The sequence below is a fragment of the Rhizobium sp. Leaf371 genome (assembly GCF_001424045.1).
Classification (GTDB): Bacteria; Pseudomonadota; Alphaproteobacteria; order Rhizobiales; family Rhizobiaceae; genus Ferranicluibacter.
Map to the genome: position 1 here is coordinate 63029 of NZ_LMQB01000026.1, position 26838 is coordinate 89866.

At 64.4% G+C, this 26838-nt stretch carries 25 protein-coding genes, 1 tRNA gene and 1 riboswitch; of the genes, 9 read left to right on the plus strand and 17 right to left on the minus strand.

Going from position 1 to position 26838, the window contains the following annotated elements:
* Positions 1 to 100: 100 nt before the first annotated feature.
* The 4 genes from odhB (at position 101) to lpdA (ending at position 4070) form a co-directional block, all read left to right on the plus strand.
* Complete coding sequence (gene odhB, locus ASG39_RS17560) at positions 101 to 1342, plus strand: 2-oxoglutarate dehydrogenase complex dihydrolipoyllysine-residue succinyltransferase (protein WP_062596281.1); 1242 nt, start codon at positions 101 to 103, stop codon at positions 1340 to 1342.
* A gap of 61 nt (positions 1343 to 1403) precedes the next feature.
* Positions 1404 to 1817: an MAPEG family protein gene (locus tag ASG39_RS17565; RefSeq protein ID WP_062596282.1), complete on the plus strand. Its 414-nt coding sequence runs from the start codon at positions 1404 to 1406 to the stop codon at positions 1815 to 1817.
* A gap of 98 nt (positions 1818 to 1915) precedes the next feature.
* Complete coding sequence (locus tag ASG39_RS17570) at positions 1916 to 2560, plus strand: LysE family translocator (protein ID WP_062596398.1); 645 nt, start codon at positions 1916 to 1918, stop codon at positions 2558 to 2560.
* Between the two features lie 106 nt (positions 2561 to 2666).
* Entirely contained in the window at positions 2667 to 4070 is a 1404-nt protein-coding gene (gene lpdA, locus ASG39_RS17575) for a dihydrolipoyl dehydrogenase (protein WP_062596283.1), read from the plus strand.
* Positions 4071 to 4166: 96 nt separating this feature from the next.
* Here lpdA and ASG39_RS17580 read toward each other — a convergent pair whose 3' ends face one another.
* Complete coding sequence (locus ASG39_RS17580; RefSeq protein ID WP_062596284.1) at positions 4167 to 5648, minus strand: NAD-dependent succinate-semialdehyde dehydrogenase; 1482 nt, start codon at positions 5646 to 5648, stop codon at positions 4167 to 4169.
* A 1-nt stretch (position 5649) separates the two neighbouring features.
* Entirely contained in the window at positions 5650 to 6930 is a 1281-nt protein-coding gene (locus tag ASG39_RS17585; protein WP_062596285.1) for a 4-aminobutyrate--2-oxoglutarate transaminase, read from the minus strand.
* Positions 6931 to 7070: 140 nt separating this feature from the next.
* Between ASG39_RS17585 and ASG39_RS17590 the strand changes: the two genes are divergently transcribed.
* Entirely contained in the window at positions 7071 to 7898 is an 828-nt protein-coding gene (locus ASG39_RS17590; protein WP_062596286.1) for a MerR family transcriptional regulator, read from the plus strand.
* On the opposite strand, the gene ASG39_RS17595 is transcribed toward ASG39_RS17590, so the two are convergent.
* Complete coding sequence (locus ASG39_RS17595) at positions 7899 to 8450, minus strand: L,D-transpeptidase family protein (RefSeq protein ID WP_062596287.1); 552 nt, start codon at positions 8448 to 8450, stop codon at positions 7899 to 7901.
* 284 nt (positions 8451 to 8734) lie between these two features.
* On the opposite strand from ASG39_RS17595, the gene ASG39_RS17600 reads away from it, so the two are divergent.
* Both ASG39_RS17600 and ASG39_RS17605 read left to right on the plus strand, forming a co-directional pair.
* Positions 8735 to 9418, plus strand: coding sequence for a response regulator transcription factor (locus ASG39_RS17600; protein WP_062596288.1), 684 nt, complete (start codon positions 8735 to 8737; stop codon positions 9416 to 9418).
* A gap of 54 nt (positions 9419 to 9472) precedes the next feature.
* Positions 9473 to 9928: a cyclic nucleotide-binding domain-containing protein gene (locus ASG39_RS17605; RefSeq protein WP_062596289.1), complete on the plus strand. Its 456-nt coding sequence runs from the start codon at positions 9473 to 9475 to the stop codon at positions 9926 to 9928.
* Positions 9929 to 9935: 7 nt separating this feature from the next.
* Here the strand turns inward: ASG39_RS17605 and ASG39_RS17610 are convergent, their stop codons facing one another.
* The 7 genes from ASG39_RS17610 to tesB all read right to left on the minus strand — a co-directional run bounded on the left by ASG39_RS17610 (position 9936) and on the right by tesB (position 17970).
* The gene (locus ASG39_RS17610; protein ID WP_062596290.1) at positions 9936 to 10742 is read right to left on the minus strand and encodes an exodeoxyribonuclease III; all 807 of its coding nucleotides are present in this window, start codon (positions 10740 to 10742) and stop codon (positions 9936 to 9938) included.
* A 96-nt stretch (positions 10743 to 10838) separates the two neighbouring features.
* On the minus strand, positions 10839 to 11501 hold the full coding sequence (locus ASG39_RS17615; RefSeq protein ID WP_062596291.1) for an outer membrane lipoprotein carrier protein LolA: 663 nt from the start codon (positions 11499 to 11501) through the stop codon (positions 10839 to 10841).
* A 162-nt stretch (positions 11502 to 11663) separates the two neighbouring features.
* Complete coding sequence (locus ASG39_RS17620) at positions 11664 to 14306, minus strand: DNA translocase FtsK (RefSeq protein ID WP_062596292.1); 2643 nt, start codon at positions 14304 to 14306, stop codon at positions 11664 to 11666.
* A 157-nt stretch (positions 14307 to 14463) separates the two neighbouring features.
* Positions 14464 to 14796, minus strand: coding sequence for a hypothetical protein (locus tag ASG39_RS17625; protein ID WP_062596399.1), 333 nt, complete (start codon positions 14794 to 14796; stop codon positions 14464 to 14466).
* Positions 14797 to 15027: 231 nt separating this feature from the next.
* Positions 15028 to 16464 (minus strand): ammonium transporter, encoded by a 1437-nt coding sequence (locus ASG39_RS17630; protein ID WP_062596293.1) that lies wholly within the window; start codon positions 16462 to 16464, stop codon positions 15028 to 15030.
* A gap of 30 nt (positions 16465 to 16494) precedes the next feature.
* Positions 16495 to 16845 (minus strand): P-II family nitrogen regulator, encoded by a 351-nt coding sequence (locus ASG39_RS17635; protein ID WP_018328583.1) that lies wholly within the window; start codon positions 16843 to 16845, stop codon positions 16495 to 16497.
* 225 nt (positions 16846 to 17070) lie between these two features.
* Positions 17071 to 17970, minus strand: a complete 900-nt coding sequence (gene tesB / locus ASG39_RS17640) for an acyl-CoA thioesterase II (protein ID WP_062596294.1) — start codon at positions 17968 to 17970, stop codon at positions 17071 to 17073.
* Here tesB and ASG39_RS17645 point away from each other — a divergent pair.
* Positions 17959 to 19260, plus strand: coding sequence for a ubiquinone biosynthesis hydroxylase (locus ASG39_RS17645; protein WP_277995976.1), 1302 nt, complete (start codon positions 17959 to 17961; stop codon positions 19258 to 19260). The genes tesB and ASG39_RS17645 overlap by 12 nt on opposite strands.
* Positions 19261 to 19355: 95 nt before the next feature.
* On the opposite strand, the gene ASG39_RS17650 is transcribed toward ASG39_RS17645, so the two are convergent.
* The 4 genes from ASG39_RS17650 to ASG39_RS17665 all read right to left on the minus strand — a co-directional run bounded on the left by ASG39_RS17650 (position 19356) and on the right by ASG39_RS17665 (position 22032).
* Positions 19356 to 19586, minus strand: coding sequence for a Trm112 family protein (locus tag ASG39_RS17650; protein WP_062596296.1), 231 nt, complete (start codon positions 19584 to 19586; stop codon positions 19356 to 19358).
* Between the two features lie 8 nt (positions 19587 to 19594).
* A complete protein-coding gene (locus tag ASG39_RS17655) occupies positions 19595 to 20260 on the minus strand; it encodes an LON peptidase substrate-binding domain-containing protein (RefSeq protein WP_062596297.1) in 666 nt (221 codons plus the stop codon).
* Positions 20261 to 20420: 160 nt separating this feature from the next.
* Entirely contained in the window at positions 20421 to 21437 is a 1017-nt protein-coding gene (trxA, locus tag ASG39_RS17660) for a thioredoxin (protein WP_062596298.1), read from the minus strand.
* 85 nt (positions 21438 to 21522) lie between these two features.
* Positions 21523 to 22032, minus strand: a complete 510-nt coding sequence (locus tag ASG39_RS17665) for a prolyl-tRNA synthetase associated domain-containing protein (protein WP_062596299.1) — start codon at positions 22030 to 22032, stop codon at positions 21523 to 21525.
* 318 nt (positions 22033 to 22350) lie between these two features.
* Here ASG39_RS17665 and ASG39_RS17670 point away from each other — a divergent pair.
* Positions 22351 to 22425 (plus strand) — tRNA-Gly (locus tag ASG39_RS17670).
* A 263-nt stretch (positions 22426 to 22688) separates the two neighbouring features.
* Here ASG39_RS17670 and ASG39_RS17675 read toward each other — a convergent pair.
* The 3 genes from ASG39_RS17675 to ASG39_RS17685 form a co-directional block, all read right to left on the minus strand.
* Positions 22689 to 23693: an aldose epimerase family protein gene (locus tag ASG39_RS17675; protein WP_082477340.1), complete on the minus strand. Its 1005-nt coding sequence runs from the start codon at positions 23691 to 23693 to the stop codon at positions 22689 to 22691.
* 134 nt (positions 23694 to 23827) lie between these two features.
* A complete protein-coding gene (gene metA / locus ASG39_RS17680; protein ID WP_062596300.1) occupies positions 23828 to 24751 on the minus strand; it encodes a homoserine O-succinyltransferase in 924 nt (307 codons plus the stop codon).
* A gap of 49 nt (positions 24752 to 24800) precedes the next feature.
* A riboswitch (SAM riboswitch) is annotated at positions 24801 to 24878 on the minus strand.
* 111 nt (positions 24879 to 24989) lie between these two features.
* Entirely contained in the window at positions 24990 to 26837 is a 1848-nt protein-coding gene (locus ASG39_RS17685) for an ABC-F family ATP-binding cassette domain-containing protein (protein ID WP_062596301.1), read from the minus strand.
* Position 26838: the final 1 nt, after the last annotated feature.

Consider the following 26838-nt stretch of genomic DNA (forward strand, 5'->3'; position numbering starts at 1 on the left):
GGAACGCCGTTTCGCCCCGCTCCGCTTCCTCACATCTTCCCATTTCAGGCGCGACTGACCGGTCCGGCAGCAACGCCCGCAACATCAGGACGTTTTAACAATGGCAACCGAAATCCGCGTGCCCACCCTGGGTGAATCCGTCAGCGAAGCCACGATCGGCACCTGGTTCAAGAAGGTCGGCGACACCGTGAACGCCGACGAGCCGCTGCTCGAGCTCGAAACCGACAAGGTCACCATCGAGGTTCCCGCCCCGGCGTCCGGCACGCTGTCGGAAATCGTTGCCAATGAAGGCGAGACGGTCGGTCTCGGCGCGCTTCTCGGCCAGATCGCCGAAGGTGCGGGCGCAAGCGCCGGCGCCGCCCCGGCCGCAAAGCCTGCGGAAGCCGCTGCCCCGGCCGCCGAAAAGCCCGCCGCCGAAGCGCCTGCCGCCTCCGCCCCCTCCTCCATGCCGCCAGCCCCGGCGGCCGCCAAGATGCTTGCCGAGAACAATGTCTCGGCAGACGACATCGATGGCTCCGGCAAGCGTGGCCAGGTTCTCAAGGGCGACGTGATCGCCGCCGTCAACCGCGGCCTGCAGGCACCGGCGGCCCCTGCCGAACAGGCCAAGGCCCCGGCCCGCGGCCCTTCGAACGCGGCGGACGCCCCGCGCGAAGAGCGCGTGAAGATGACGCGCCTGCGCCAGACCATCGCCAAGCGCCTCAAGGACGCCCAGAACACGGCCGCCATGCTCACCACCTATAACGAGGTGGACATGAAGGCGGTGATGGACCTGCGCACCAGGTACAAGGACGTCTTCGAAAAGAAGCATGGCGTGAAGCTCGGCTTCATGGGCTTCTTCACCAAGGCCGTCACGCATGCGCTGAAGGAACTGCCGGCCGTCAACGCCGAGATCGACGGCACGGATCTGGTCTACAAGAACTTCTGCCACGTCGGCATGGCCGTCGGCACGGACAAGGGCCTCGTGGTTCCGGTCATCCGCGATGCGGACCAGATGTCGATCGCCCAGATCGAGAAGGAACTCGGCCGCCTCGCCAAGGCTGCGCGCGACGGCTCGCTGTCGATGGCCGACATGCAGGGCGGCACCTTCACCATCACCAATGGTGGCGTCTACGGCTCGCTGATGTCCTCGCCGATCCTCAACGCACCGCAGTCCGGCATTCTCGGCATGCACAAGATCCAGGATCGTCCCGTGGTCGTCGGCGGCCAGATCGTCATCCGCCCGATGATGTATCTCGCGCTCTCCTACGATCACCGCATCGTCGACGGCAAGGAAGCCGTGACCTTCCTCGTGCGCGTCAAGGAAAGCCTCGAAGATCCGGAACGTCTCGTTCTCGACCTCTGAGACCCGATGACGAGGCCTGCCCAAAACGGGCGGGCCTTGCACCTGACTGAAAGAGACCGTCATGGAACCCACCGTCATCGCCGCATCGCCCTTTCCGGCGCTCGTTGCCTGGAGCATGGTGCTGCTCGTCTTCCAGATCTGCCTGCATGGCATGCTGGTGACCCGCGAACTCGGATCCGCATGGAATGCAGGCCCGCGCGATGGCGAAGCGCAGCCGAAAGGCGTGCTTGTCGGCCGCGCCGGCCGCGCATCGAAGAACCTTCAGGAAACCTATCCGGCTTTTGTCGGCCTTGCTCTCGGTCTCGCCATTGTCGGCGACCCCTCGGGCTGGGGGCTCATCGGCGCCTGGATCTGGTTTGCCTGCCGCCTCGTCTATATCCCGCTCTATCTCGCGGGCATCCCCTATATCCGCTCTCTCGTCTGGCTCGGTGCTCTCCTCGGCCTGGCTGTGATGGGCCTTGTTCTGATCTTCTGAGGCACCGGGCGTTGCGCCCGGATGCCCGATCTTCTCTCGTGCGACGGCTGACAGAGCTCGACGCCCGCCACTGCCGGAGACGCATGATGGAACTGTCCGTGCATCCCTACCTCTTCGAACTCACCTCTCTGATGGCGATCTTTTTCTTCGGCATCATCTCGCCGGGTGCCGATTTCGCCATGGTCATGCGGCAGTCGATCCTGCATGGGCGCCGCTCGGCGATCCTCACCTCCCTCGGCGTGGGAACGTCGCTGATGTTCCACGTCACCTACACGATCCTCGGCCTCGGCCTCGTCATCTCGCAGTCGATCACCCTGTTCAACATCGTCAAATGGTGCGGCGTCGCCTACCTGCTCTATATCGGCGTCAAGGCGCTCAGGGCAAAGCCGGCCGAGAGCATCGAAGCCTCGGTACCGGCCGAACCCGCCACCCGCAGCACCCAGTCCGCCTTCAAGGCGTTCGGCCTCGGCTTTGCCGCCAATGCGCTGAACCCCAAGCCGGTCTTCTTCTTCCTGTCGATCTTCTCGACCGTGGTCAGCGCGCAGACGCCGGTCGCGGTCAAATTCGGCTACGGCCTTGTCATGGCGAGCTGCCTCATCCTGTGGTTCGTGGCCGTCAGCCTGTTCATGACGACCCCCGCCATGCGGGCCCGCTTCGCCCGGATCAGCCATTGGATCGACCGTGCCAGCGGCATGGTCTTCATTGCGCTCGGCCTCAAGCTTGCAACCGAGAAGGCCGCCTGAGCCGAGGCGAGCTCCGCTCGACATTCCCATCCGGCAGCCGCTTTGAGCGGCCGCCACAGTCAACATCGGCAGCCGGGACAGGCTGCGCACGGAAGGACATACATCCATGGCATATGACGTCGTCATCATCGGAACCGGCCCCGGCGGCTATGTCGCCGCCATCAAGGCAGCCCAGCTCGGCCTCAAGGTCGCTGTCGTCGAAAAGCGCGCGACCTATGGCGGCACCTGCCTGAACATCGGCTGCATCCCCTCCAAGGCCCTGCTGCACGCCTCCGAGATGTTCCACGCCGCCGGCCATATGGACAGCCTCGGCATCGAGGTCGAGGCGCCGCGCCTCAACCTGCCGAAGATGATGGAGCACAAGGACGCGACCGTGAAGTCGAACGTCGAAGGCGTGGCGTTCCTGTTCAAGAAGAACAAGATCGACGCCATCCAGGGCACGGGCCGCATCGCCGGTGCTGGAAAGGTCGTCGTCACCAACGAGGCCGGCGAAGAGCAGACGGTCGAGACCAAGAACATCGTCATTGCCACCGGCTCCGACGTCGCCGGCATCCCGGGCGTTCCCGTCGAGATCGACGAGACGGTCATCGTCTCCTCCACCGGCGGCATCGCGCTTGAAAAGGTGCCCGGCACGATGGTCGTGGTCGGCGGCGGCGTCATCGGGCTGGAGCTCGGCTCGGTCTGGGCCCGTCTCGGTGCACAGGTCACCGTGATCGAATATCTCGACACCATCCTCGGCGGCATGGACGGCGAAGTCTCCAAGCAGTTCCAGCGCATCCTCGCCAAGCAGGGCATCACCTTCAATCTCGGCGCCAAGGTCACCGGCGTCGCACGCGAAGGCGACGGCGCGACCGTGACCTTCGAGCCCGTCAAGGGCGGCGAGGCGCAGACCGTTGCGGCCGACGTCGTTCTCGTTGCCACCGGCCGCAAGCCCTACACGTCAGGTCTCGGCCTTGAAGAAGCGGGCGTCGCGCTCGACAATCGCGGCCGCGTCGAGATCGACGGCCACTTCAAGACGAATGTCGACGGCATCTATGCCATCGGCGATGTCGTGCGCGGCCCGATGCTGGCCCACAAGGCGGAAGACGAAGGCGTGGCGCTGGCCGAAATCCTGGCCGGCCAGGCCGGCCATGTGAACTACGACGTCATCCCCGGCGTCGTCTACACCCAGCCGGAAGTGGCCTCCGTCGGCAAGACCGAGGAAGAGCTGAAGAGCGCCGGTATCGCCTACAAGGTCGGCAAGTTCCCCTTCACGGCCAATGGCCGTGCCCGCGCCATGCAGGCCGTCGATGGCTTCGTCAAAATCCTCGCCGACAAGGAAACCGATCGCGTGCTGGGCGGCCATATCATCGGCTTCGGCGCCGGCGAGATGATCCACGAGATCGCCGTCCTCATGGAATTCGGCGGCTCGTCCGAAGACCTCGGCCGCACCTGCCACGCTCACCCCACCATGTCGGAAGCCGTCAAGGAAGCCGCCCTCGCGACGTTCTTCAAGCCGATCCACATGTAAGGGATGAATTCCGGTCACAGCCGGAAGACCTTTTTGACATAGAAAAAGCGGGCGTCGTCAGGCGCCCGCTTTTCGTTTGTCCGGATAATCTCGGCCTCACACGCTGAGGCAGAGATACTTCACCTCGATATAATCCTCGATCCCGTATTTCGAGCCTTCGCGGCCCTGTCCGGACTGCTTGATGCCGCCGAAGGGGGCGACTTCGGTGGAGATCAGGCCGGTATTGATGCCGACCATGCCATATTCGAGCTCTTCGGCGACGCGGAAGATCTTGGAGATATCGCGGGCGTAGAAATAGGCGGCAAGGCCGAATTCCGTGTCGTTGGCCATGGCGATCACCTCGTCTTCCGTCTCGAAGCGGAAGAGCGGCGCGACCGGACCGAAGGTTTCCTCGCGCGCGAGCTTCATGTCCGGCGTGACATCGGTGAGAATGGTCGGCTGGAAGAACAGCGCGCCCTTCTCCGTGTCGCGCGCGCCGCCAACGGCGATCGACGCCCCTTTCGAGACGGCATCGGCGATGTGGTCCTCGACCTTCGCCAGCGCCTTGTCCGAAATCAGCGGACCGGCGCTGACATTCGGCTCGAACCCGCCACCGACCTTGATGGCCCGCACCTTGGCCGCCAGCTTTTCGGCGAAGGCATCATAGACGCTCGCCTGCACATAGAGGCGATTGGCGCAGACGCAGGTCTGGCCGTTGTTCCGGTATTTCGACACCATGGCGCCTTCGACCGCCGCATCGAGGTCCGCATCCTCGAAGACGATGAAGGGCGCGTTGCCGCCCAGTTCCAGCCCGAGCTTCATCACCTGCCCGGCCGACTGCCGGAAGAGGATCTTGCCGACATTCGTGGAGCCGGTAAAGGTCAGCTTGCGCACCTTGTCGCTTTCGCACATTTCCAGCCCGACAGCGGCTGAATCGGTCGACAGGATGACGCTGAAAAGCCCGGCGGGAAGGCCCGCCCGCTCGGCAAGGATCGCAAGCGCCAGCGCGGACAGCGGCGTCTCGGCGGCAGGCTTCGAGACGATGGCGCAGCCGGCGGCCAGGGCCGGCGCGACCTTGCGCGCGAGCATCGCGTTCGGGAAATTCCACGGTGTGATGGCAGCGACCACGCCGATCGGCTGCTTGACGACGATGATCCGCTTGTCGGGCTGGTGGCCGGGGATCGTGTCGCCATGGACGCGCTTGGCCTCCTCGCCGAACCACTCGACATAGGATGCGCCGTAGAGCACCTCGCCCTTTGCCTCGGCCAGCGGCTTGCCCATCTCGGTCGTCAGAATGACGGCGAGGTCGTCGGCATTGGCGACGAGCAGATCGTATAGCCGGCGAAGGATTTGCGCCCGCTCCTTGGCCGTCTTGCGCGCCCAGGCCTTCTGCGCTTTATGGGCCACGTCGATCGCCCGCGCCGTCTCGCCGCGCCCCATGTCGGGAAGCGTGGCGACATGGGCGCCGGTCGCCGGATCCAGCACGTCGAACGTCTTGCCGTCGGCAGCTGCCGACACCCAGTCAGTGCCGATCAGCGCCTTGTCGGTTGCAAGGCTCGGGTCTTTCAGCTTGGCGAGAAGATCGGGTGATAGGCTCATGTCAGGCTCCCTTGACGCAATCGCGCAGCGTGTCCTCGAGAATGTCGAGCGCTTCGGTGAAGATATGATCCTGGATCGTGATCGGCGAGAGGAAACGGATGACATTTCCATAAACGCCGCAGGTAAGCAGGATCAGCCCCTTTTCCAGGGCGCGCGCGCGAACCCGGTTCGTAAAGTCCGCGTCCGGCGTCTGGGTTCCCGGCACGTTGAACTCCACCGCATTCATGAAGCCCGGCCCCCTGACATCGACGATCTGGGGCACGAAATCCTTGAACGACTGCAGCCGCTGTTTCAGCCGCGCGCCCAGCTGTTCGGCACGTTCGCACAGGCCCTCGTCGTCGATGACGTCGAGCACGGCGAGGCCGGCCGCAATGCCGATCGGATTGCCGCCATAGGTGCCGCCGAGGCCGCCGGGGCCGGGCGCGTCCATGATGTCGGCACGGCCGGTGACCGCCGCGATCGGAAAGCCGCCGCCGAGCCCCTTCGCCATGGTCGTGAGATCGGCGACGACGGGATAATGCTCCATGGCGAACATCCGGCCGGTGCGGGCAAAGCCGGTCTGCACCTCATCGGCGATCAGCAGGATGCCATGCCGGTCGGCGATCTCGCGCAGCGCGATCATCAGCGCCTTCGGCACTTCGTAGAAGCCGCCCTCTCCCTGCACCGGCTCGATGATGAAAGCCGCGACCCGCGCCGGATCGACATCCGCCTTGAACAACCGGTCGAGCACGGCCAGCGACGCTTCGACCGTCATGCCGTGCAGTTCGGCCGGAAAGGGAACATGGAACACATCCGGCATCATCGCGCCGAATCCGGCTTTGTAGGGCGCCACCTTGCCAGTCAGCGCCATGCCCATGAAGGTCCGGCCATGAAAACCGCCGGAAAACGCGATGACGGCGGACCGCTTCGTCGCGGCGCGCGCGATCTTCACCGCATTCTCCACCGCTTCGGCACCCGTGGTGACGAAAACCGTCTTCTTCTCGAAATCGCCGGGCACCAGGGCATTCAGCCGCTCGGCCAGCCGCACATAGTTTTCGTATGGCACGACCTGATGGCACGTGTGGGTGAAGCGATCGAGCTGGTCCTTGACGGCGGCGATGACGCGCGGATGCCGGTGACCCGTGTTGACGACGGCGATGCCGGCGGCAAAGTCGATGTAGCGCTTGCCCTCGATATCCCAGATCTCCGCGTTCTCGGCGCGCTCGGCATAGACCTGCGTGGTGACACCCACGCCGCGCGATATGGCAGCGCTCCGACGGTCGGCAACATCGACGTTCAACATGGCATCATCCCCTCTGAAACAGGGCGCCCTCGCACCCGTATTGGTCTCCTGTATAAATTACCTATATTTTTTCTGTAGAGTTTGCAATCCCGATTCGTCGGGCTATGAGAGGTCCTCTGCAGATTCCAGGGCCACTCGATATGGACGACATTCGCTTCAAGATCACGGAAGCCGCCCGTATGGCCGGTGTGTCCGCCTCGACGCTGCGTCTGTGGGAAAGCCAGGGGCTGATCGAGCCCCTGCGATCCGCGACGGGCCAGCGGCTTTTCGACCAGGCGATGATGGACCGGCTGAAGACGATCGGCTGGCTGCGCACGGAAAAGGGTCTCAATCCCGCCGCCATCCGCGAGGTCCTGAAGGACGAGATCGAGACCGCGGCACCGGCCGAGCCACCGACTACGCTGAAGACCGACGGGGACACAGTCTCCGCCATCGGTCCGAAGATCCGCCACCTCCGCCGGCAGACGGGCCGAACGCTGCAGAGCGTGGCGGACGAGACCGGCATCACTCTGTCGCTGCTTTCTTCCTTCGAGCGGATTTCGCAAGGCCTGTCCCTGCCGGCGCTGCACACGCTTGCCGCCTGCTTCGGAACGACGCTCTCGGCCCTGTCGGGCCAGGAAGGCGGCGACCATCGCCAGTCGCTCGTGCGCGCCGGCCAATGGACCGCCTGGCCCGCGACTGCCTCCGGCGTCACCATCCAGCCCCTGGCCGAGGGGCGCCACCAGATGGAGTGCCACCGTTTCGTTCTCGCCCCGGGCGCCTCCAGCGAAGGCGCCTACCGGCATGATGGCGAGGAGTTCCTGCATGTCCTGCACGGCAGGATGCAGATCGTGCTCGACGGCGACCAGTTCTTCGACCTGACGGACGGCGACAGTTTTTACTTCGAGAGCACCCGTTTCCATGCCTGGCGCAACCTGCACGATGCCGAGACCGTGCTGATCTGGATCAACACGCCGCCGACCTTCTGATCATCCGAGCACCGTCACGCGCGTGCCCTTGCGCGCAAAGGCAAGGATCCGTCGCATCGCCGGCAGGCTGACCGCGATGCAGCCCTCCGTTGGCTGGTAGCCGGCACGCATGAGGTGAAAGAAGATCGCCGAGCCCGCGTTGCGGCGGCGAACGCGCAGGTTCCAGTCCATCACGAGGCAGACATCGTAAAGCCCATCATCGCGCATCATCCGCTCGTGGCGCCCCGCGAAAGGAGCGGTCGCCGGCCGGTTGTAGCACGCATGGTCCGGCGCATCGCACCAGAGCATGCCCGGCCGCGTGCGCTTGAGGGGAAGACGGGTCGCGGGGGGCGCGATCCGGTCGGCCCTGACATAGCCGCCGATCAGCGGCATCTCCGCGATCGGCGTCGCGCCGTCGCCCTCCCGCTTGCGCGCGGTCGTGCCCCCGCGCCCGATCGCCGCCCGTTCCGTTCGCCCGGCAAAGGACACCAGGGCCCGGGTGCGGCTTCCCGGCGCTGCCCGCACGATGATCGTGCCGGGGGAGGAACGGGGCTTTGCCGGGATCTTGCGCATGAGGGCTCACAGGAAAGTGCGTGGGTCGTGATGGTGCAGCCCCATCATGCCATGTTAGCTAGGCTTCGTCAGCGAAAGCGCGCAAGATCCGTGAGGGACACGCGTTTTCGGGAAACAGCTCTCATGGAGAGGACACGCCGAGATCGCCCGTCTCCGGCGGTGGCCGTCCCCGATTGCGGCAAGGCCGGCGAGCATGATGGCTCTTGTGCTGCCGCGACCGGTCCAGCGCTTGCCAAGTCCGCCGCGAGAGCTAATTTACGCCAGACGCTCAGGAGAGAACACCGATGTCATCCCGTACCATTTTGCTCGTCGACGATGATGACGTGTTGCGCCAGACGCTGGTCGAGCAGCTCTCGCTCTACGAGGAATTCGTGATTCTTCAGGAGGCGACAGCCAGCAAGGGCGTGCAGACGGCCCGCACCGGCACGGTGTCGTTGCTGATCATGGATGTCGGCCTGCCGGACATGGACGGCCGCGAGGCGGTCAAGCTCCTGCGAAAAGGCGGCTTCAAGGCGCCGATCATCATGCTCACCGGCCATGACACGGATTCCGACACGATCCTCGGGCTCGAAGCCGGCGCCAATGACTATGTCACCAAGCCCTTCCGCTTCGCCGTCCTGCTGGCCCGCATTCGCGCCCAGTTGCGCCAGCACGAGCAGAGCGAGGACGCCACCTTCACCGTCGGGCCCTATACCTTCAAGCCCAGCCAGAAGCTGCTGACGCTCGAAAACGGGCAGAAGATCCGCCTCACGGAAAAGGAGGCGGCGATCATCCGCTACCTCTATCGCGCCGACCAGAAGGTCGTGACCCGCGACGTGCTGCTGGAAGAAGTCTGGGGCTACAATTCCGGCGTCACCACCCACACGCTGGAAACCCACGTCTATCGTCTGCGCCAGAAAATCGAGCGCGACCCTTCCAATGCCGAGATTTTGGTGACAGAAAATGGCGGCTACAAGATCGTCCCGTAACAGAGGCTGACGGTCGGCTGTCCAGCTCCGGACGGCAATGGATCGGAGAGCCCCTTGGCGCTGAACGACGATATCGCCCTTCTCTCGATCGTACCGCTCTTTGCGGACATCGATGACGACAAGCTCCGTCTCGTCGCCTTCGGCGCGGAACGCCGACGGCTGGTGCGCGGCCAGCAGCTGTTTCGCGAGGGTGCGCCGGCCGATTGCGCCTATGCGGTCGCCGCCGGACGCCTGGCGTTGACGCGCACCACGCCGAGCGGCGGCACCGAGACGATGGCCGCGGTCGGCCGCGGCACGCTCCTGTCCGAACTCGCCATGATATCGCTCGTGGAACGCAAGTTCACGGCGACCGCCGAAGTCGAAACCGAGGTGATCCGCATCACCCGCCCCCTGTTCCACCGCATGCTGGAAGAGTATCCCGACGTCGCCGCCCTCGTGGACAAGCGCATCCGCGACAATCTCAACGCGATGATCAACCGCGTCGGCAAGCTCGCCCCGCGCTTTCTCTGACAAGCCTTCAGAGGTCGAAGGTCGCGATCACTGGCACATGGTCGGAGGGGCGCTCCCATCCGCGCGCTTCCTTGACGATATCGACCTGCCGGAGATGGGTGGCGAGGTCGGCGGACGACCAGATATGGTCGAGGCGCCGTCCGCGGTCGGCCGCCTCCCAGTCCTTGGCGCGGTAGCTCCACCAGGTGTAGAGCTTTTCCGGCGACGGCGTGTGCTGGCGCATCAGATCGACCCAGGCGCCGCCTGTCATGATCGATGTCAGGCCTTCGGTTTCCACCGGTGTGTGGCTGACGATCTTCAAAAGCTGCTTATGCGACCAGACGTCGTGTTCGAGCGGCGCGACGTTGAGGTCGCCGACGAGGATCGAGGACACGCCGGCGTCCGCCTCCGCATGCAGCAGCTTCATCTCCTCGAGGAAATCGAGCTTGTGGCCGAACTTCTTGTTGATCGTCCGGTCCGGCTCGTCGCCCCCCGCCGGCACATAGAAATTGTGCAGCCGGATGCGCTTGGACCCGTGCGAAAAGACCACCGAGAGATGCCGTGCATCGCCGACGCCGCAATAGTCGCGGCGGTCCACGAGCTCCGTCAGCGGCAGGCGCGAGAGCGTGGCGACGCCGTGATAGCCCTTCTGCCCGTGCATCGCCATGTGCCCGTAGCCAAGCGCCTCGAAGGCCTTTACCGGGAACAGGTCGTTCGGGCACTTGGTTTCCTGCAGGCAGAGGATGTCAGGCTGAAACCGCACGAGGAAATCCGACACCAGCGGCATGCGCAGGCGCACGGAGTTGATGTTCCAGGTTGCGATCGACAATGTCATGATGTGCCTTCCGGAATGCAAAAAGGTCCCGCTGGGGACCTTTAAGCAAGTTTACGGACGCAGGACAAGCGCGGGCGAGCCTCTTGCGGATGAGGCCTACTTGCGGATCTCGTCGTAGGGGATCCGGAAAACGGCGTCGTCCATCGGCATGCCGGTCTTCACGTTAAAGATCATCACGGACGTGTCCTTCTTCTGCGGGTCGGTGATCGTCCACTGGCGAAGGTCGTAGGTTTTCGGATCGAACATCATGGTGATGGTGCTGTCGCCGAAGATCGATCGGTCGCCGAGCACGATGGTGATCAGGTCCGTCTCTTCCTTCACGTCGCGCACGGTCTTGCCGGAGAGATCGATGGAGTTGGACAGAAGCAGGTTCAGCGGCGTCTTCGACAGGGGGTAGAGATCCCAGGTCTTGAGCTTCTGGTTGCCGATCACCACCGATTTGCCATCGGCAATCACGCGCATCGGCGATGGCGCCTCGTAGTTGAAGCGGATGCGCCCCGGACGGCTGATGAAGAACTTTCCGCCCGTCTGCTCGCCGCGCGGGCCGAACTGGACGAACTCGCCGGTCATCGTCTTCACCGATGCGAAGTGATCGGCGATTTTCTGTGCGACGCCCGTGGATTGGGCGGCGGCGGGATCGGGCAGAATGCCCAGTGTCGCCAGCACGCCGAAGACCGCCACGCCTGCCACGAAGCTGCGCCGCGACAGGAGCGACCGATCCGCCTGTCCCGTCCTGTCGGTCGTTCGTGTCTCTGTCATGGGAAACTCCTGTTCGATATAGCCGAGATGTGGCGCGCAAGTGCGGCACCTTCAAGACCTGGCCGGCGAAGACATGACCGGCGAAAACTTGGCCGGCGATGACGTGAGGGACCGAGAGCTAGCGCGCGCGAGAACGCCCCGAGCACGAGACGATCGGCGTCGTCAGATCTCGTCTTCCGTCGGCACCAGAATCTCGCGCTTTCCCGCGTGATTGGCAGCGCCGATGATGCCTTCCTTTTCCATACGCTCGATCAGCGAGGCTGCCCGGTTGTACCCGATGCCGAGCCGACGCTGGACATAGGAGGTCGAAGCCTTGCCGTCCCGGAGGACGACCGCCACGGCCTGGTCGTAAGGATCGTCGGACTCCGACAGGTTGCCGGTGCCGGCCGGACCGCCGCCATTGCCGCCCTCGTCGTCCTCGCCGTCGTCTTCGGTGATCGCGTCGAGATAGTCCGGTGCGCCTTGCGTCTTGAGATAGGAGACGATCTGCTCGACCTCGTTGTCCGAGACGAAGGGCCCGTGGACGCGCTGGATGCGTCCGCCGCCGGCCATATAGAGCATGTCACCCTGGCCGAGGAGCTGTTCGGCCCCCTGCTCGCCCAGAATGGTGCGGCTGTCGATCTTCGACGTGACCTGGAAGGAAATGCGGGTCGGGAAGTTCGCCTTGATCGTGCCGGTGATGACATCGACCGAGGGACGCTGCGTCGCCATGATCACATGGATGCCGGCGGCACGGGCCATCTGCGCAAGCCGCTGCACAGCCCCTTCGATGTCCTTGCCGGCGACCATCATCAGGTCGGCCATCTCGTCGATGATCACGACGATGTAGGGCATCGGCTGCAGATCGAACTCTTCGGTCTCGTAGGTCGCCTCGCCGGTCTGGCGGTCGAAGCCGGTCTGCACCGTGCGGCTGATCGCCTCGCCCTTTTCCAGCGCCTGCTCGACGCGCGAATTGAAGCCGTCGATGTTGCGCACGCCGATCTTCGACATCTTCTTGTAGCGCTCTTCCATCTCCCGCACGGTCCATTTCAGCGCCACGACGGCCTTCTTCGGATCGGTGACGACCGGCGAGAGCAGATGCGGGATGCCGTCATAGACGGAGAGTTCGAGCATCTTCGGGTCGATCATGATCAGCCGGCACTGTTCCGGCGTCATTCGGTAGAGGATCGACAGGATCATCGTGTTGATCGCGACCGACTTGCCCGAACCGGTGGTGCCGGCCACCAGCAGATGCGGCATCTTGGCGATATCCGTGATGACGGGCTCGCCGCCGATCGTCTTGCCCAGCGCCATGGCGAGCTTCGCCTTGCTGCCTTCGAAGTCTCTGGAGCCGATGAGTTCGCGCAGGTAGACCGTCTCGCGGCGCTGGTTCGGCAGCTCGATGCCGATGGCATTGCGGCCGGGCACGACGGCGACACGGGCGGCGATCGCGCTCATCGAGCGGGCGATATCGTCGGCAAGCCCGATGACGCGCGAGGACTTGATGCCGGGAGCCGGCTCCAGCTCATAGAGCGTAACGACGGGACCGGGACGGACATGGATGATCTCGCCCTTGACGCCGAAGTCCTCGAGCACGCCTTCGAGCATGCGCGCATTCTGTTCCAGCGCGTCGGCCGAAAGCGTCGCATCGCGCACCACGTTTTTCGGTTCGGTCAGGAATTCGAGCGGCGGCAGCGTGAAGGTGCCATGGCCGCCATGGCCATTGCCGTGCCGCTCATAGGCGGGCTCGGGCGCACGCGGCCGCGGCTGCGCCGCAACCACCCGTCCGGAGACCGGCGCGCGGCGGGCTGCCGGAGCGGAGGCGATGTCGTCGTCGCCGGACAGCAGCCCGGACGGCAGCACGTCATCGGCACCGTCGGCATCGTCCTCGTCGGCAAAATCCGTGTCGAAGCCGGGATCGACCGCAGCCGCGGCGCGGCGCGGGGCCGCGGGACCATCGAGCGACGGCTCGACCCGGACGGCGGACTTGCGCCGCACCGGCTCGTTCAGCGTCCCGAATTCGTCATCGTTGAAATCATAGGGCTCGTCGAAATCGCGCTCCGGCGCGGGCTTGCGGCGGGCAAGACCGAAGAGGCGGCGGAAGCGGGCCTGCGTCGTGTAGCGCATATGCGTGAAGGCGCCGGCCAGGAACAGGACGAAGCCGCCCTCCGCCTCGTCGTCTTCGATTTCCTCGCGAACGGTCTTCGCCTTGCTTGGCGTCACCACGGGCGCCTCCTCCTCGTCCGGATCGGCCACGCCGAAAAGACCGGCGGCATAGACGAGAAAGACGGTCGCGGGGATGGCGATGATCGAGCCGAGCACCGTGGCGAAGGTGCCCGTCGGATATTCCCCGGTGATCAGGGCGGGCAGACGCAGGATCATGTCTCCGAACACGCCGCCAAGTCCGTTCGGCAGGGGCCAGGTCACCGGCGCGGGCACGCAGGAGAGCGCCGCTGCGGCCAGAACCGAGCCGATGAACCAGCAGGCGGCCCGCTTGATCACCTTGTCGAACGGCTTGTTGCCGATGAGAACCAGTGCCCAGGCCAGAACGGGCAGCAGCGCCACGACGCTGCCGATCCCGAAGAACTGCATCATCCCGTCGGCAAAGGCTGCGCCGCCTGTGCCCAGAATGTTGGTCGGCGGATTGGACGTGGCATAGGAAAAGCTGGGATCGGCGACATTCCAGGTCGAGAGCGCCGCAACGGCTGCCATCAGCAGCCCGAAGAGCGCATAACCGGCAAGCGCCACCGACTGGCGCCACACGAAGGCCGACAGCACGAACCTGTCGGAACGGGTTTCGAATGCCGCCTGATTGCTTCTAGCCATGGAAATCTGCCTGTCCTGTACGCCGAGGCGCCCTGATCGTCCGAAGCGCACTGCGCCCCAGCCCACAGGGTAGGCAGAGGAGGTTAAAGCTCCATTAACCATGCCCGTTCAGAGGGCATAAACCGAGAGAAATCGATGGGGATCCCGGGGCCTCGCGCTACAGAACGGCCTGATCGCCGATGCCGAGCGCCGCCTGCGCTTCGCGCACCCGCTCGGGCGTGTCCGCTAGCTTGTAGCCGGCCTCCACGAGCCGCGTCGTATGGATCTTGTTGTAGATGAACGCCCAGATGATGCCGACGATGAACCAGCCGAGGCCGACGCCGATAAAGGCGGCGATCATGCCGACGGCAATCATCCCGAGACCGATGCCGACATCACCCCGCAGCAGAGCCGGAATGCCGCCGAAGAACAGGCTGGTCCAGCTGAAACCGTAATAGCCGATCTTCGTGATGCCGGTCGCGGGGTTTTGCAGGCGGATCGCAGTGGCCATGATGTCCTCTTTCAGCAAAGCTAAGAATTGAGAATGTTTCGGCACCAAGTCAATCGGCACGTCGACGTTCTCTATGGGAATCAGCAACCTGGCAGAGGGGCACGGCTGCAAAAGGTGAGGCGGCCGGGAGGCTGGCGGCAAACGAAAAACCCGGCAGAGGACTGCCGGGTTCGAAGACACATCGATGAGGATGGGCGGGAGACCGGATTTCGGTCGGTCTCCCGAAGACACTTACGAGTGGTAAGCCGCTTCGCCGTGGCTTGCGAGGTCGAGACCTTCGCGTTCGGCTTCCACCGGCACGCGCAGGCCGACGACGACGTCGACGATCTTGAAGATGATCGCCGAGCCGATGCCCGACCACAGGATCGTCACGAGGACGCCCTTCAGCTGTGCCAGGACCTGCGTTGCCGTGCCCGCATAGGAGGCTGCGAAGTCGGCCGTCGAGTAATCGACGATGCCGGCGCCGCCGAGGGCCGGGCTGACGAACACGCCGGTGAGCAGCGCACCGACGATACCGCCGACGCAATGGACGCCGAACACGTCTGCCGTGTCGTCATAGCCGAACTTGTTCTTCACCGTGGAGACGAAGAAGTAGCAGAGCGGCGAGACGATGAGACCCATGACGATCGCGCCCATCGGGCCGACGAAGCCGGCGGCGGGCGTGATGACCACGAGGCCGGCAACGGCGCCCGAGGCGGCACCGAGCATGGAGGCCTTGCCGCGGGTGAAGGTTTCCAGGATCGACCAGGAGATGATCGCGGCCGCCGTGGCGACGAAGGTGTTGATCATGGCGAGGACGGCATAGGCATTGGCTTCGAGGTTGGAGCCGGCATTGAAGCCGAACCAGCCGACCCAGAGCAGCGAGGCGCCGATCATGGTCATGGTCATGGAGTGCGGCGCCATCATGTCCTTGCCGAAGCCGGTGCGCTTGCCGACCATGAGCGCGCCGACGAGGCCCGCGATGCCGGCATTGATGTGAACCACGGTGCCGCCGGCGAAATCGATCGCGCCGAAGCCGAAGATGAGGCCGGTCGGGCCGTCATAGGCGCTCGGGCCGCCCCAGAACCAGACCATGTGGGCCATCGGGAAGTAGACGAAGGTGAGCCACAGGATGGTGAAGAGGATGACGGCCGAGAACTTGATGCGTTCTGCAAAAGCGCCGACGATCAGGGCGGGCGTGATGGCCGCGAACGTCATCTGGAAGCAGACGAAGACGAGTTCCGGAATGGCGACGCCCTTGGAGAAGCTTTCCGACAGCGTCGTCACGTCGACGCCCGACAGGAACATCTTGGAGAAGCCGCCGATGAAGCTGTTTAGCGAGCCGCCATCGGTGAAGGCGAGCGAGTAGCCATAGGTGACCCAGACGATCATGGCGACGGCGGCAACCATCAGCACCTGCATCAGGACCGACAGCATGTTCTTGGTGCGCATCAGGCCGCCGTAGAACAAGGCGAGACCCGGCACCGTCATCAGAAGCACGAGGATGGTGGACACGAGCATCCAGGTCGTGTCGCCCTTGTCGACGGTCATGACCGGTGCGGCAGCGGCCGCCGCTTCGGCAACGGCCGGAGCTGCGGTATCCTGGGCGTAGGCGACAACCGGCGCCAGGAAGGCGGCCGTTGCGGCGCCGAGGCGCCCGAGGGTTGTCGAGAATGTGTGAGATGTCATGTGAAGAAAGCTCCCTCTAACAGCCGTTGCTTACAGCGCTTCTGAATCGGTTTCGCCGGTACGAATGCGCACCGCATGGTCAATGGAGTAGACGAAGATCTTGCCGTCGCCGATCTGGCCGGTCTTGGCGGACGATGCGATCGCCTCGACCGCCTTGTCGACGATCTCGGAGGCGACGGCGATTTCGATCTTCAGCTTCGGCAGGAAGCTGACGGCGTATTCGGTGCCGCGGTAGATTTCGGTATGCCCCTTCTGGCGGCCGTAGCCCTTCACTTCGGTCACGGTCAGGCCCTGGATTCCGACGGCGGTGAGCGCTTCACGAACCTCATCGAGCTTGAACGGCTTGATAATGGCCATCACAATTTTCATCTGGTTTCCCATCCTTGTTCATCTGCGGCTCACGTGCCGTCTGTGCATGCCGATGAGCCTTGTTTCCCCAACGACCGCCAAGTTCTATTCAAGGCGCGTGCCAGTTCGGGACGCGGCCAGAAAATAATGGAAAAGACACGAAATCACCGCATTCCCCGGTGGGCCGCCAGGGAAACGCTAAATATTCGTCAAATTTTCAGGCTAAAAAATATGCAAATTTAAAAATTTGCTGACAATTTAGTCATTTGCCTTTTTCCGAATCAGTCCTTCCTGAGCGACCGAGGCGATCAGGTTTCCGGAGCGATCGTAGAGGCTGCCGCGGTTCATGCCGCGGGCGCCGCCCGTGCTCGGGCTGTCCTGCGTATAGAGCAGCCAGTCGTCGAGCGCGCACGGGCGGTGAAACCACATGGCATGATCGAGGCTCGCCACCTGCAGGTCGCGATCGAAGATCGAGGTTCCGTGCGCGCGCAGCGATGTGTCGAGCAGCGTCATGTCGGAGAGATAGGCGAGAACCGCGGCCTGCAGCGGCCGGTCGTCCGGCACCGGGCCCGTCGCCTTGACCCAGACGTGCTGCACCGGCTCCTGCGGCTCGCGCGAAACGTAGTGCTTCAAGGAGACGGGCCGGATCTCGATCGGCCGCGGCCGTTCCCAGTAGCGGCGGATCGCCTCGGGCGCGTTCGCCAGGAACATCGCCTTCATCTCGGCCTCCCCCATCAGCTCTTCGGGCTGCGGCACCTTGGGCGGCGCCACCTGATGCTCCAGCCCCTCCTCCTCCACCTGGAAGGAAGCCGACAAAGCGAAGATGGCCGCACCATGCTGGATCGCCACCACGCGACGCGTGGTGAAACTGCCCCCGTCGCGGATGCGATCGACCTCGTAGATGATGGGCACGGCCGGATCACCCGGCCGCATGAAATAGGCGTGGAGCGAATGCACGAAGCGATCCGCGCTCACCGTGCGCTGCGCGGCGACCAGCGCCTGCCCGATCACCTGCCCGCCGAACACGCGCTGCCAGCCGACCTGCGGCGAAATCCCGCGGAAGAGGTTTTCCTCCAGCGTTTCCAAGTCCAGCGTCTGCAGGAGAACGTCCATCGCGCTGGCGGACCCGGCGGCGTCGAGGAAGGCATCTTTGGACATTGCGCGGTCTCCGGCGGTAGGAAGCAAGACGTCGATGATCTATATAGCGCAAAAGGACAAGAGCGAAGGACGGGACGGATGATCGATCTATTGGTGGCAGGCGGCGGATATGTCGGGCTCTCGCTGGCGGTCGCGGTCAAGACGGCGGCGCCGCGTCTCCAGGTGACGCTGATCGACGGCGCGCCGGACGGCGCCTGGCGCGGCGACGAGCGGGCTTCGGCCATCGCCGCGGCCGCATCCTCCATGCTCGACGTCATGGGCGTCTGGCAGACGATCGCGCCGGAGGCCGAGCCGATCCGCCGCATGGTCATCACGGATTCCAAGACATCCGATCCCGTCCGCCCCGTCTTCCTCACGTTCGAGGGCAATGGGGATGCGGAGCGTCCTTTCGCGCACATGGTTCCGAACGTCGCGCTTGTCGGCGCCCTACGGGACACGGCAGCGAGCCTCGGCATCGAGATCCGGCCATCGACGACCGCCAGCGGCTTTACGGCGGACGATCACGCCGTCCGGTTGAAACTGGCCGATGGCGGGGAGATCGAGGCCCGCCTGCTCGTCGCCTGCGACGGTGTGCGCTCGAAGCTTCGCGATGCCGCGGGCATCAAGACGGTGAACTTCGACTACGGCCAGTCCGGCATCGTCACCACGGTCGAGCATGAGCGTTCCCATGAGGGAACGGCCGAAGAGCACTTCCTGCCGGCAGGTCCGTTTGCCACGCTGCCGCTCAAAGGCAACCGCTCGTCGCTGGTCTGGACCGAGCGGACGGACGATGCCAACCGCCTGATCGAGAGCGACGATCTCGTCTTCGAGGCCGAACTCGAACGCCGCTTCGGTTACAAGCTCGGCGCCCTGAAGGTGGTCGGCGGCCGCCGCGCTTTCCCGCTCGGCCTGACGATCGCCCGCGAATTCGTCGCCAACCGCTTCGCGCTGGCCGGCGATTCCGCCCACGGCATCCACCCCATCTCCGGGCAGGGCCTCAATCTCGGCTTCAAGGATGTGGCCGCTCTGGCGGAAACCATCGTCGATGCCGACCGCCTCGGCCTCGACATCGGTTCGCTCGCGGTGCTGGAGCGGTACCAGACCTGGCGCCGCTTCGACACGGTTCGCATGGGCGTGACGACGGATGTGCTGAACCGTCTGTTTTCCAACGATATCCCGCCGGTGCGCCTGCTGCGCGATGTCGGCCTCGGCCTGGTCGATCGGTTGACCCCGCTCAAGTCCTTCTTCATCCGGCAGGCAGGTGCGGCCGCCGGCAGCGATCCGAAACTCCTGTCCGGCAAGCCGATCTGAAGCCGATGGCCGCACGCACGCCCGAAGCGCGGACTACGAATCAGAGAGATTCCGACGCGCTTCAGGCCAACGAGCTTCGGGGATGACGATAAACATTAGGGCTGCTCGGTCGCGCGCGGCAGCACCCGGCCGGCACCGTCCGTCTCGATCTTGCGCGCTTCGGAAATCAGCATGATGGGAATGCCGTCGCGGATCGGATAGGCGAGCCTTGCCTTTTCCGACACGAGCTCGTTTTCCGCCGCGTGATAGCTGAGCCGTCCCTTGGTCAGGGGACAGACGAGAAGCTCGAGCAGCTTCGGATCGACGCGGCGGGTTCTCTCGTCCATCGCAATGCCTATTGCAGCATGGTTTCGATGTCGCCGAACGTCTTGGCGAGAACGATCTCGGTGATTGCGATCAGCGTATCGGCGCGGGTCTTGAGGTCTGGCGCCTCCAGCAGCGCCTGCTTCTCGGCCGGCCCGTAGGGCAGCATCATCGCCATGGAATTGACCAGGGTGGTGTTGCCGGCGCGCTCGACGCTCTCCCAGTCGGCTTCGAGCTTGTTGGTGTCGAGATAGGCCTTGAAGGCGGCAAGCAGCGCCTCGCGATCCACCTGCCCCTCGTCCTCGGATTCCGACAGGTCGCCTGCAAACGGCGTGATCTTGAAATTGCGGTAGCCCTTGACCGGGTGCACCTCGTCGAACAGGCGAAAACGGCAGATACCGGTCAGCGAGGTGATGTAGCGTCCATCCTCCATCTCGGCGAACGAGGTGATCCGGCCGACGCAGCCGACCTGGCAGAGTGCCTGGCTGTCCTCGCTATGATCGGTGAGCGACGGCTGCACCATGCCGATCAGGCGATTGCCGCAGAGCGCGTCGTCGAACATGGCGAGATAGCGCGGCTCGAAAATATTCAGCGGCAACTGCGAGCCCGGCAGCAACAGAACGCCGGTCAGCGGAAACACCGGAATGACGTCCGGAATATCCTTCGGCTTCAGATAACGTGCATTTCCGACCTGCATCTCAGGCAAACTCCGCCATATCTGGGGCAACGGGTCGATCATCGGCCCGTCCGCCTCGCATTAAGGGTCACATGGTGCGCTTGCTGGAAATCTCAAGCGGGAAACGCCTGCTGGGATGCCGACTGTCGAACCGGGGGAAACGGCTCCGGCCCGCAAAAGTTCACGAGAACAGGATGGCCGACATCTTGCGGCGCGCCGACAGCGTCGCCGGATCGGCCGGGCCCCACACCTCGAAGAAGGCGACCAGCGCCCGGCGGGCCCCGTCGTCGTCGAAGCTGCGGTCGCGCCGCATGATCGTCAGCAGGTGATCGGCCGCAGCCTGGCGGTCGCCCTCCACATTGCGGATCTTGGCAAGGTTCAGCCGAGCGGCGTGATCGTCGGGATCGGCGAGAAGCGCGGCTTCCAGTGCCTTGGGATCGCCGAGCTTGCGCGCTTCGTCGATCTGGTCGAGCCGTTTGAGCAGGGCCGAGACCTTCGGGTCCGCCTTCTGCTCGTCGGAAAGCTCGGACAGGAACTCGCGCGCCTGATCGAGCGCATCCGAGGCGATCATCACCTCGGCAAGCCCGGCGCGGGCGGGCAGATTGTCCGGCTCCACCTGAAGCACCGAGGCGAAGATGCCGCCGGCAGTCTGCAGGTCGCCCGCCTCCAGGAGCTGCCGTGCCTCGGCAAGTGCGCCCTCGATCTCGGCCGCCTGGTCGTCGACCATGGGACCCGCGATCTTCTCGATGAAGGCCCGGATCTGGCTTTCCGGAACCGCCCCCATGAAGCCGTCGGCCGGACGTCCATCGATGAAGGCGACCACGGCCGGAATGGACTGGATGCCGAGCTGCCCCGCGATCGAGGGGTGATCGTCGATGTTCATCTTGACGAGCTTCACCCGCCCGCCGGCTTCCATCACCACCTTCTCGATGATCGGCGTCAGCTGCTTGCACGGGCCGCACCAGGGCGCCCAGAAATCGACCAGGACCGGGAGACCGCGCGAGGCCTCCAGCACGTCGCGGGCAAAGGTGGCCGTCGTCGTGTCGGAGATCAGGGCACCGCCGCCGCCAGCAGGTGCGCTAGCAGAGGCCGACGACGGCAGGGGCGACGGAGAGCCGCCTGCCGGCGCGCCGCCATAGGTGGCCGTTGCGCTCATCTGGCTGCCATAGGAACCGGAGTAGGGATTGTTGCCGCTCATCGAATGCTCCTTGTGGGGACCATGCGCAGCCCCGATCCTCGTCTTCGCCGGGTGTCGTCCGGCAATCGCCCTCAAAGATCGTATGTCAGGCCGTGACTTTCAAGACAAGCGGCACGTGCCCCGTCGCCTCGGCGAAGCGGATCAGATCCTTCGATGACAGCGATGTCGTCGCGTCGTTGGTCAGGGGATGACAGTTGACGATCTCCTCGCGCATCAGGTCGGCATCCAGCACCAGCGTCACGGCGTGGCGATGGTCATTGATGACGCCGAGCGCCGTCACCGCACCGGGGACGACGCCGAGATACTCCATCAGCTTTTCCGGCTTGCCGAAGGAGACCTTGCTCGCCGCGCCGATCAGCGTGTGCACGGTCTTCAGGTCGACAGTCGCATGCTCCTCGACGGTCAGAAGGAAGTAATTGTCCTTCTTGTCTTTCACGAACAGGTTCTTCGTGTGCCCGCCGGGGATTTCGTCCCGCAGCGACACCGATTCGGCAACGGTGAACACCGGCGCATGCCGCTTCGTCTGGTAGGCGATCCCGAGATCGTCGAGAAAGCGGAAAAGGTCTTCTGCCGTCTTCGGCTGCGTGTCGGTCATGTCCAGCTCCTGTGCCTGCGCCTCACGTGCTTACGAAGCGGCAGGCCGCGGCGCAATCGCAGAGGCGACGGATACCATTCCCAAAGCGCGACGCGTGCCATGCGCCAGGGTCGCCAGAGCGCTCGGGGCATCTGTCCGGCGAAACGCCTCCGCGGAAAACCGAGCATCGCCAACCACTTGAAAGAAATTCCGGAAATTTTCTTCCCCCATCGTCATTTCCCTGTTGCATTTCCAAATCGGCTGAGCGATATAGCGCCCGTCGCCAACGAAAACGGCGACGCCACGGTCCACCGACTACCCCCGGACCTTGGTTGATGAGCGGGTGTAGCTCAGGGGTAGAGCACAACCTTGCCAAGGTTGGGGTCGAGCGTTCGAATCGCTTCACCCGCTCCATTTTCTTCACAGGTGAACACACTCTACAAAGTTGACCGCTGTCAACTTTTTATTAACGGTCTCGTTCCGTCGATGTCGGTCCGTGCATCCGAGCCTGTGCCGATGCGCTCAAGCCGCAGCCCGGCATTTCCTCATTCCGAGCGATCCGTCCCCACACGTTCTCCCTAAAGCACGATCGCCCCAAAAGCCGGTTCAGCTCCTGGGACGATCGGCATCATGCCGCTGTCGGCAGGCGCTCGAACTGAGCGCCTGCCGACAGATCATCAGCTCTTCGAGAAGATGTAATCCGTTTCCTGGCGCAGCGTTTCGCCGGGGCGCAGGATGGCGTTCGGAAAGCCGTCGTGGTTGACGGCGTCGGGCCAGATCTGGGTTTCCAGACAAAAGCCTGCAAACGGGCCGTAGGTCCGGCCTTCGAGGCCGGGCACGGGCGTGTGCAGCTTGAAGCCGGAATAGAACTGCACGCCGGGCTCCGTCGTGCGGACTTCCAGCGAAACGCCCGAATCGATGCTGCGCGCCAGCACCGCGGAGCGCTTCGGACCCCGGTCGCCCGACAGGCAGAAATTATGGTCGTAGAGCACCTTCTCGCCCTCCGTCTGCCGGCGCATGGAGGTCATCTCGCGCAGATCGAATGCCGTGCCCTCGACAGACGCGATCTCGCCCGTCGGGATCTGCTTCTCGTCGGTCGGCAGATAGTGATCGGCGGCGATCATGATGTCGTGGCCGAGCGTATCGGGGCGCCCATCGAGGTTGAAATAGGTATGCTGGCAGAGATTGGCGATCGTCGGCGCGTCGGTCGTCGCCGTGTAGGTGACGCTGAGGCAACCCTGGCCGGAGAGCCGGTAGGTCGCGGCGATCTCGCAGGTTCCCGGATAGCCGGCACGGCCGGCGGGATCGGTGATCTTCAGCGAAACGGAATCCTCGGTCACGTCGAAGATGGTCCAGAGGCGCTTGGCGATGCCGTCGCTGCCGCCATGAAGATGGGTCACGCCCTTCTCGTTGAGTTCGAGCTGGAAATCCTCGCCGTCGATCGAGAAGCGGCCGTCACCGATGCGGTTGGAGGAGCGGCCGGGCGTCGCCCCGAAATAGGAGGAGTGGGCCGGATAATCCTCGAACGCTTCGAAGCCCAGCACCAGCGGCGGCGCATGCCCCTCCAGCCGCAGGTCCTGGATGACGGCGCCCCAGGAGAGGACATGGGCCGTCAGACCGCCGCCGCGGATCGTCACGCGGTGCACGGGCTCACCCGTCTTCAGATGGCCGAAGATCTCCATTGCAGTGCTGGTCAAATCGCGTTCCTCGCTTTTGTCCGGTCGCAGCACCAGGGGGCGCCGCCGACCGCATTGTCTTCCCCGCGTCCTGCGCGGATCATCACGGACGCGCGCCGTCTGGCGCGCTTGCTACAGCCTCAGCGGCCCTTGCCGATCTCTTTCAGCTCATAGGGCGTCGTCTGGTAGATATCGTTGATCCAGTTGCCGAACAAAAGATGGGCGTGGCTGCGCCAACGGTTCTGCGGCGGCAGTTCCGGATCGTTGTGGGGAAAATAGTCGTGCGGCATCTTGATCGGCACGCCGGCATTCACGTCGCGGAAATACTCGTCGGCGAGAGACGTCGAATCATATTCCACATGGTTGAACACATAGAGACGGTTGCCCGCCTTCTCATGGACGAAGCAGACGCCCATCTCGTCGGATTCCATCAGGATCTCCAGCCCCGGCACCGTCTCGATATCCGCGCGCCGGACCTCGGTCCATCGGGACACGGGGATCTGGAAATCGTCGGAAAAGCCGCTGAGATAGACGGAAGACGGGTTGAGATTGTGATGACGGTAGACGCCGAAGGCCTTTTCCCGCAGCGGATGCTTGGGCACGCCATGGAAATGGTAGATCGCCGCCATCGCGCCCCAGCAGATGTTGAGCGTCGAGTGGATGTGGGTGTGCGTCCAGTCGAAGACCTGCTGCATCTCCTCCCAATAGGTGACCTCCTCGAAGGGCAACAGCTCGACCGGCGCGCCGGTGATGATCAACCCGTCGAAATGCCGCTCGCGAACGTCCTCGAACGTCTCGTAGAAGGCGAGCAGGTGATCTTCCGACGTATTCTTCGCCTTGTGGCTGCCGAGCCGGATCAGCGTGAACTCGACCTGCAGCGGCGAGGCGCCGACGAGGCGCGCCATCTGCACTTCGGTCTTGATCTTGTTCGGCATGAGGTTGAGAAGCCCGATCTGCAGCGGCCGGATATCCTGACGGATAGCGGCCGTTTCGGTCATCACCCGCACGCCCTCGGAAACGAGGGTTTCGAAAGCGGGCAGCGTATCGGGTATCTTGATGGGCATCGGCTTCACTCGGAGTAACGACACCGGCCGAAATGGAGGGTAGCGGGCGAAACATCGTCCCACGGCCCTTTAGCGACTTGTTTAACGTGGCTGCAAGCCGGCCGGCCAAATCACCACGGCGCAAGTCATAGACCCGATGCGGGTGCGAATCAAGGACGGCCGAGGAGCATGGCCAAGGGAATGCCCATGAGGGGATGCCCATGAGGGGACGGCCAAAAGGGAATGGCCAGCGCCTCCCCTACCCTTCCAGTTCCTCACGCAGCATTTCCAGCTCCAGCCACTCGCCTTCCATCGTCTCGATCGAGGCGCGCAGCTTTTCGAGCTCCGCGGCGAGCGCGGCAAAGCGCGCCGGGTTCTTGGCAAAAAGTTTCGGATCGGCCATCTCGGCCTCGCGCTTGGCGATCTCGCCTTGCGCCTTGTCCATCTCCTTCGGCAGGTTTTCGAGCGCGAACTTCTGCTTGAAGGACAGCTTGCCCTTGGCGGTTTTCGCAGCGCCACCAGCACCGGTACCGGCACCGGAGGTCGAAGCGGCACCGGTCTGGCGGGCCTTCTCCGCCTTCTCGGCGCGTTTGCGCTCGTCGGCCACGCCCTTGCGCTGCACCATCATGTCCGAATAGCCGCCGGCATATTCGATCCAGCGCCCGTCCGGCGCTTCCGGGTCGGCCGGCGCGATGGTGGAGGTGACCGTGCGGTCGAGAAAGTCGCGATCGTGGCTGACGAGGATCACCGTGCCGGCAAAGCCGGCGACGATCTCCTGCAACAGGTCCAGCGTCTCGATGTCGAGGTCGTTCGTCGGCTCGTCGAGAATCAGAAGGTTGGTCGGGCGCGAGAGAATGCGCGCTAGCATCAGCCGCGCCCGCTCGCCGCCGGAGAGATTCTTGATCGGCGTGCGCGCCTGTTCGGGCTGGAACAGAAACTCCTTCATGTAGCCGGTCACATGCCGCTGCTCGCCATTGACCAGCAGCGTCTCGCCGCGCCCGTCGGTCAGGTAGTTGGCGAGCGTATCCTCGAGGTTCAGGTCCTCGCGCTTCTGGTCGAGCGTGGCGATCTCGAGATTGGTGCCGAGCTTCACTTTGCCCTCGTCCGGCTTCAGCTGGCCGGTAAGCATCTTTAGGAGCGTCGTCTTGCCGGCGCCGTTCGGGCCGACGAGACCGATGCAATCGCCGCGATGCACCCGGATGGAGAAGGGCGCGACGATGGTGCGCGGGCCATAGGCCTTGGTGATCTTCTCCGCCTCGATCACGAGCTTGCCGGATTCCTGCGCGTCGGACACGCTCGCCTGCACCGACCCCTGCGGTCCCTTGTGGCCGCGATAGTTGGAGCGCAGATCCTGCAGCGCGCCGAGGCGGCGCATGTTGCGCTTGCGCCGGGCGGTCACGCCATAGCGCAGCCAATGCTCTTCCCGCTCGATCTGCTTGCCGAGCTTGTGCTGTTCCAGCTCCTCCTGCTCCAGCACCTGGTCCCGCCAGGCCTCGAAATGGCCGAACCCCCGGTCGAGCCGCCGCGAGGTGCCGCGATCGAGCCAGACGGTCGCGGTCGAGACCTTTTCGAGGAAGCGACGGTCGTGCGAGATGAGGATGAGCGCGCTGCGGGTCTTCTGCAGCTCGCCTTCCAGCCATTCGATGGTCGGCAGGTCGAGATGGTTGGTCGGCTCGTCGAGCATCAGGATATCGGGTTCGGGCGCCAGCACCCGCGCGAGCGCCGCGCGCCGCGCCTCGCCGCCGGAGAGATCGTTCGGATTTTCCTCGCCGCTCAAGCCCAGATGCGAGAGCAGATAGGTCACCCGGTACGGATCGTCGCCCGGCCCGAGGCCGGCCTCGGCATAGGCCTGCACCGTCGTATAGGCGCCGAAATCCGGTGCCTGCTCCAGATAGCGCACGGTCGATGACGGGTGCCGGAACACCTCGCCCGATTGCGGCTCGATCAGGCCGGCCGCGATCTTCAGCAGCGTCGACTTGCCGGAGCCGTTGCGGCCGACGAGGCAGATCCGGTCGCCCGGCTCCACCTGCAGCGCTGCCCCGTTGAGCAGCGGCGTGCCGCCGAAGGTGAGAACGATATCGTCGAGTTTCAGAATGGGCGGCGCCATG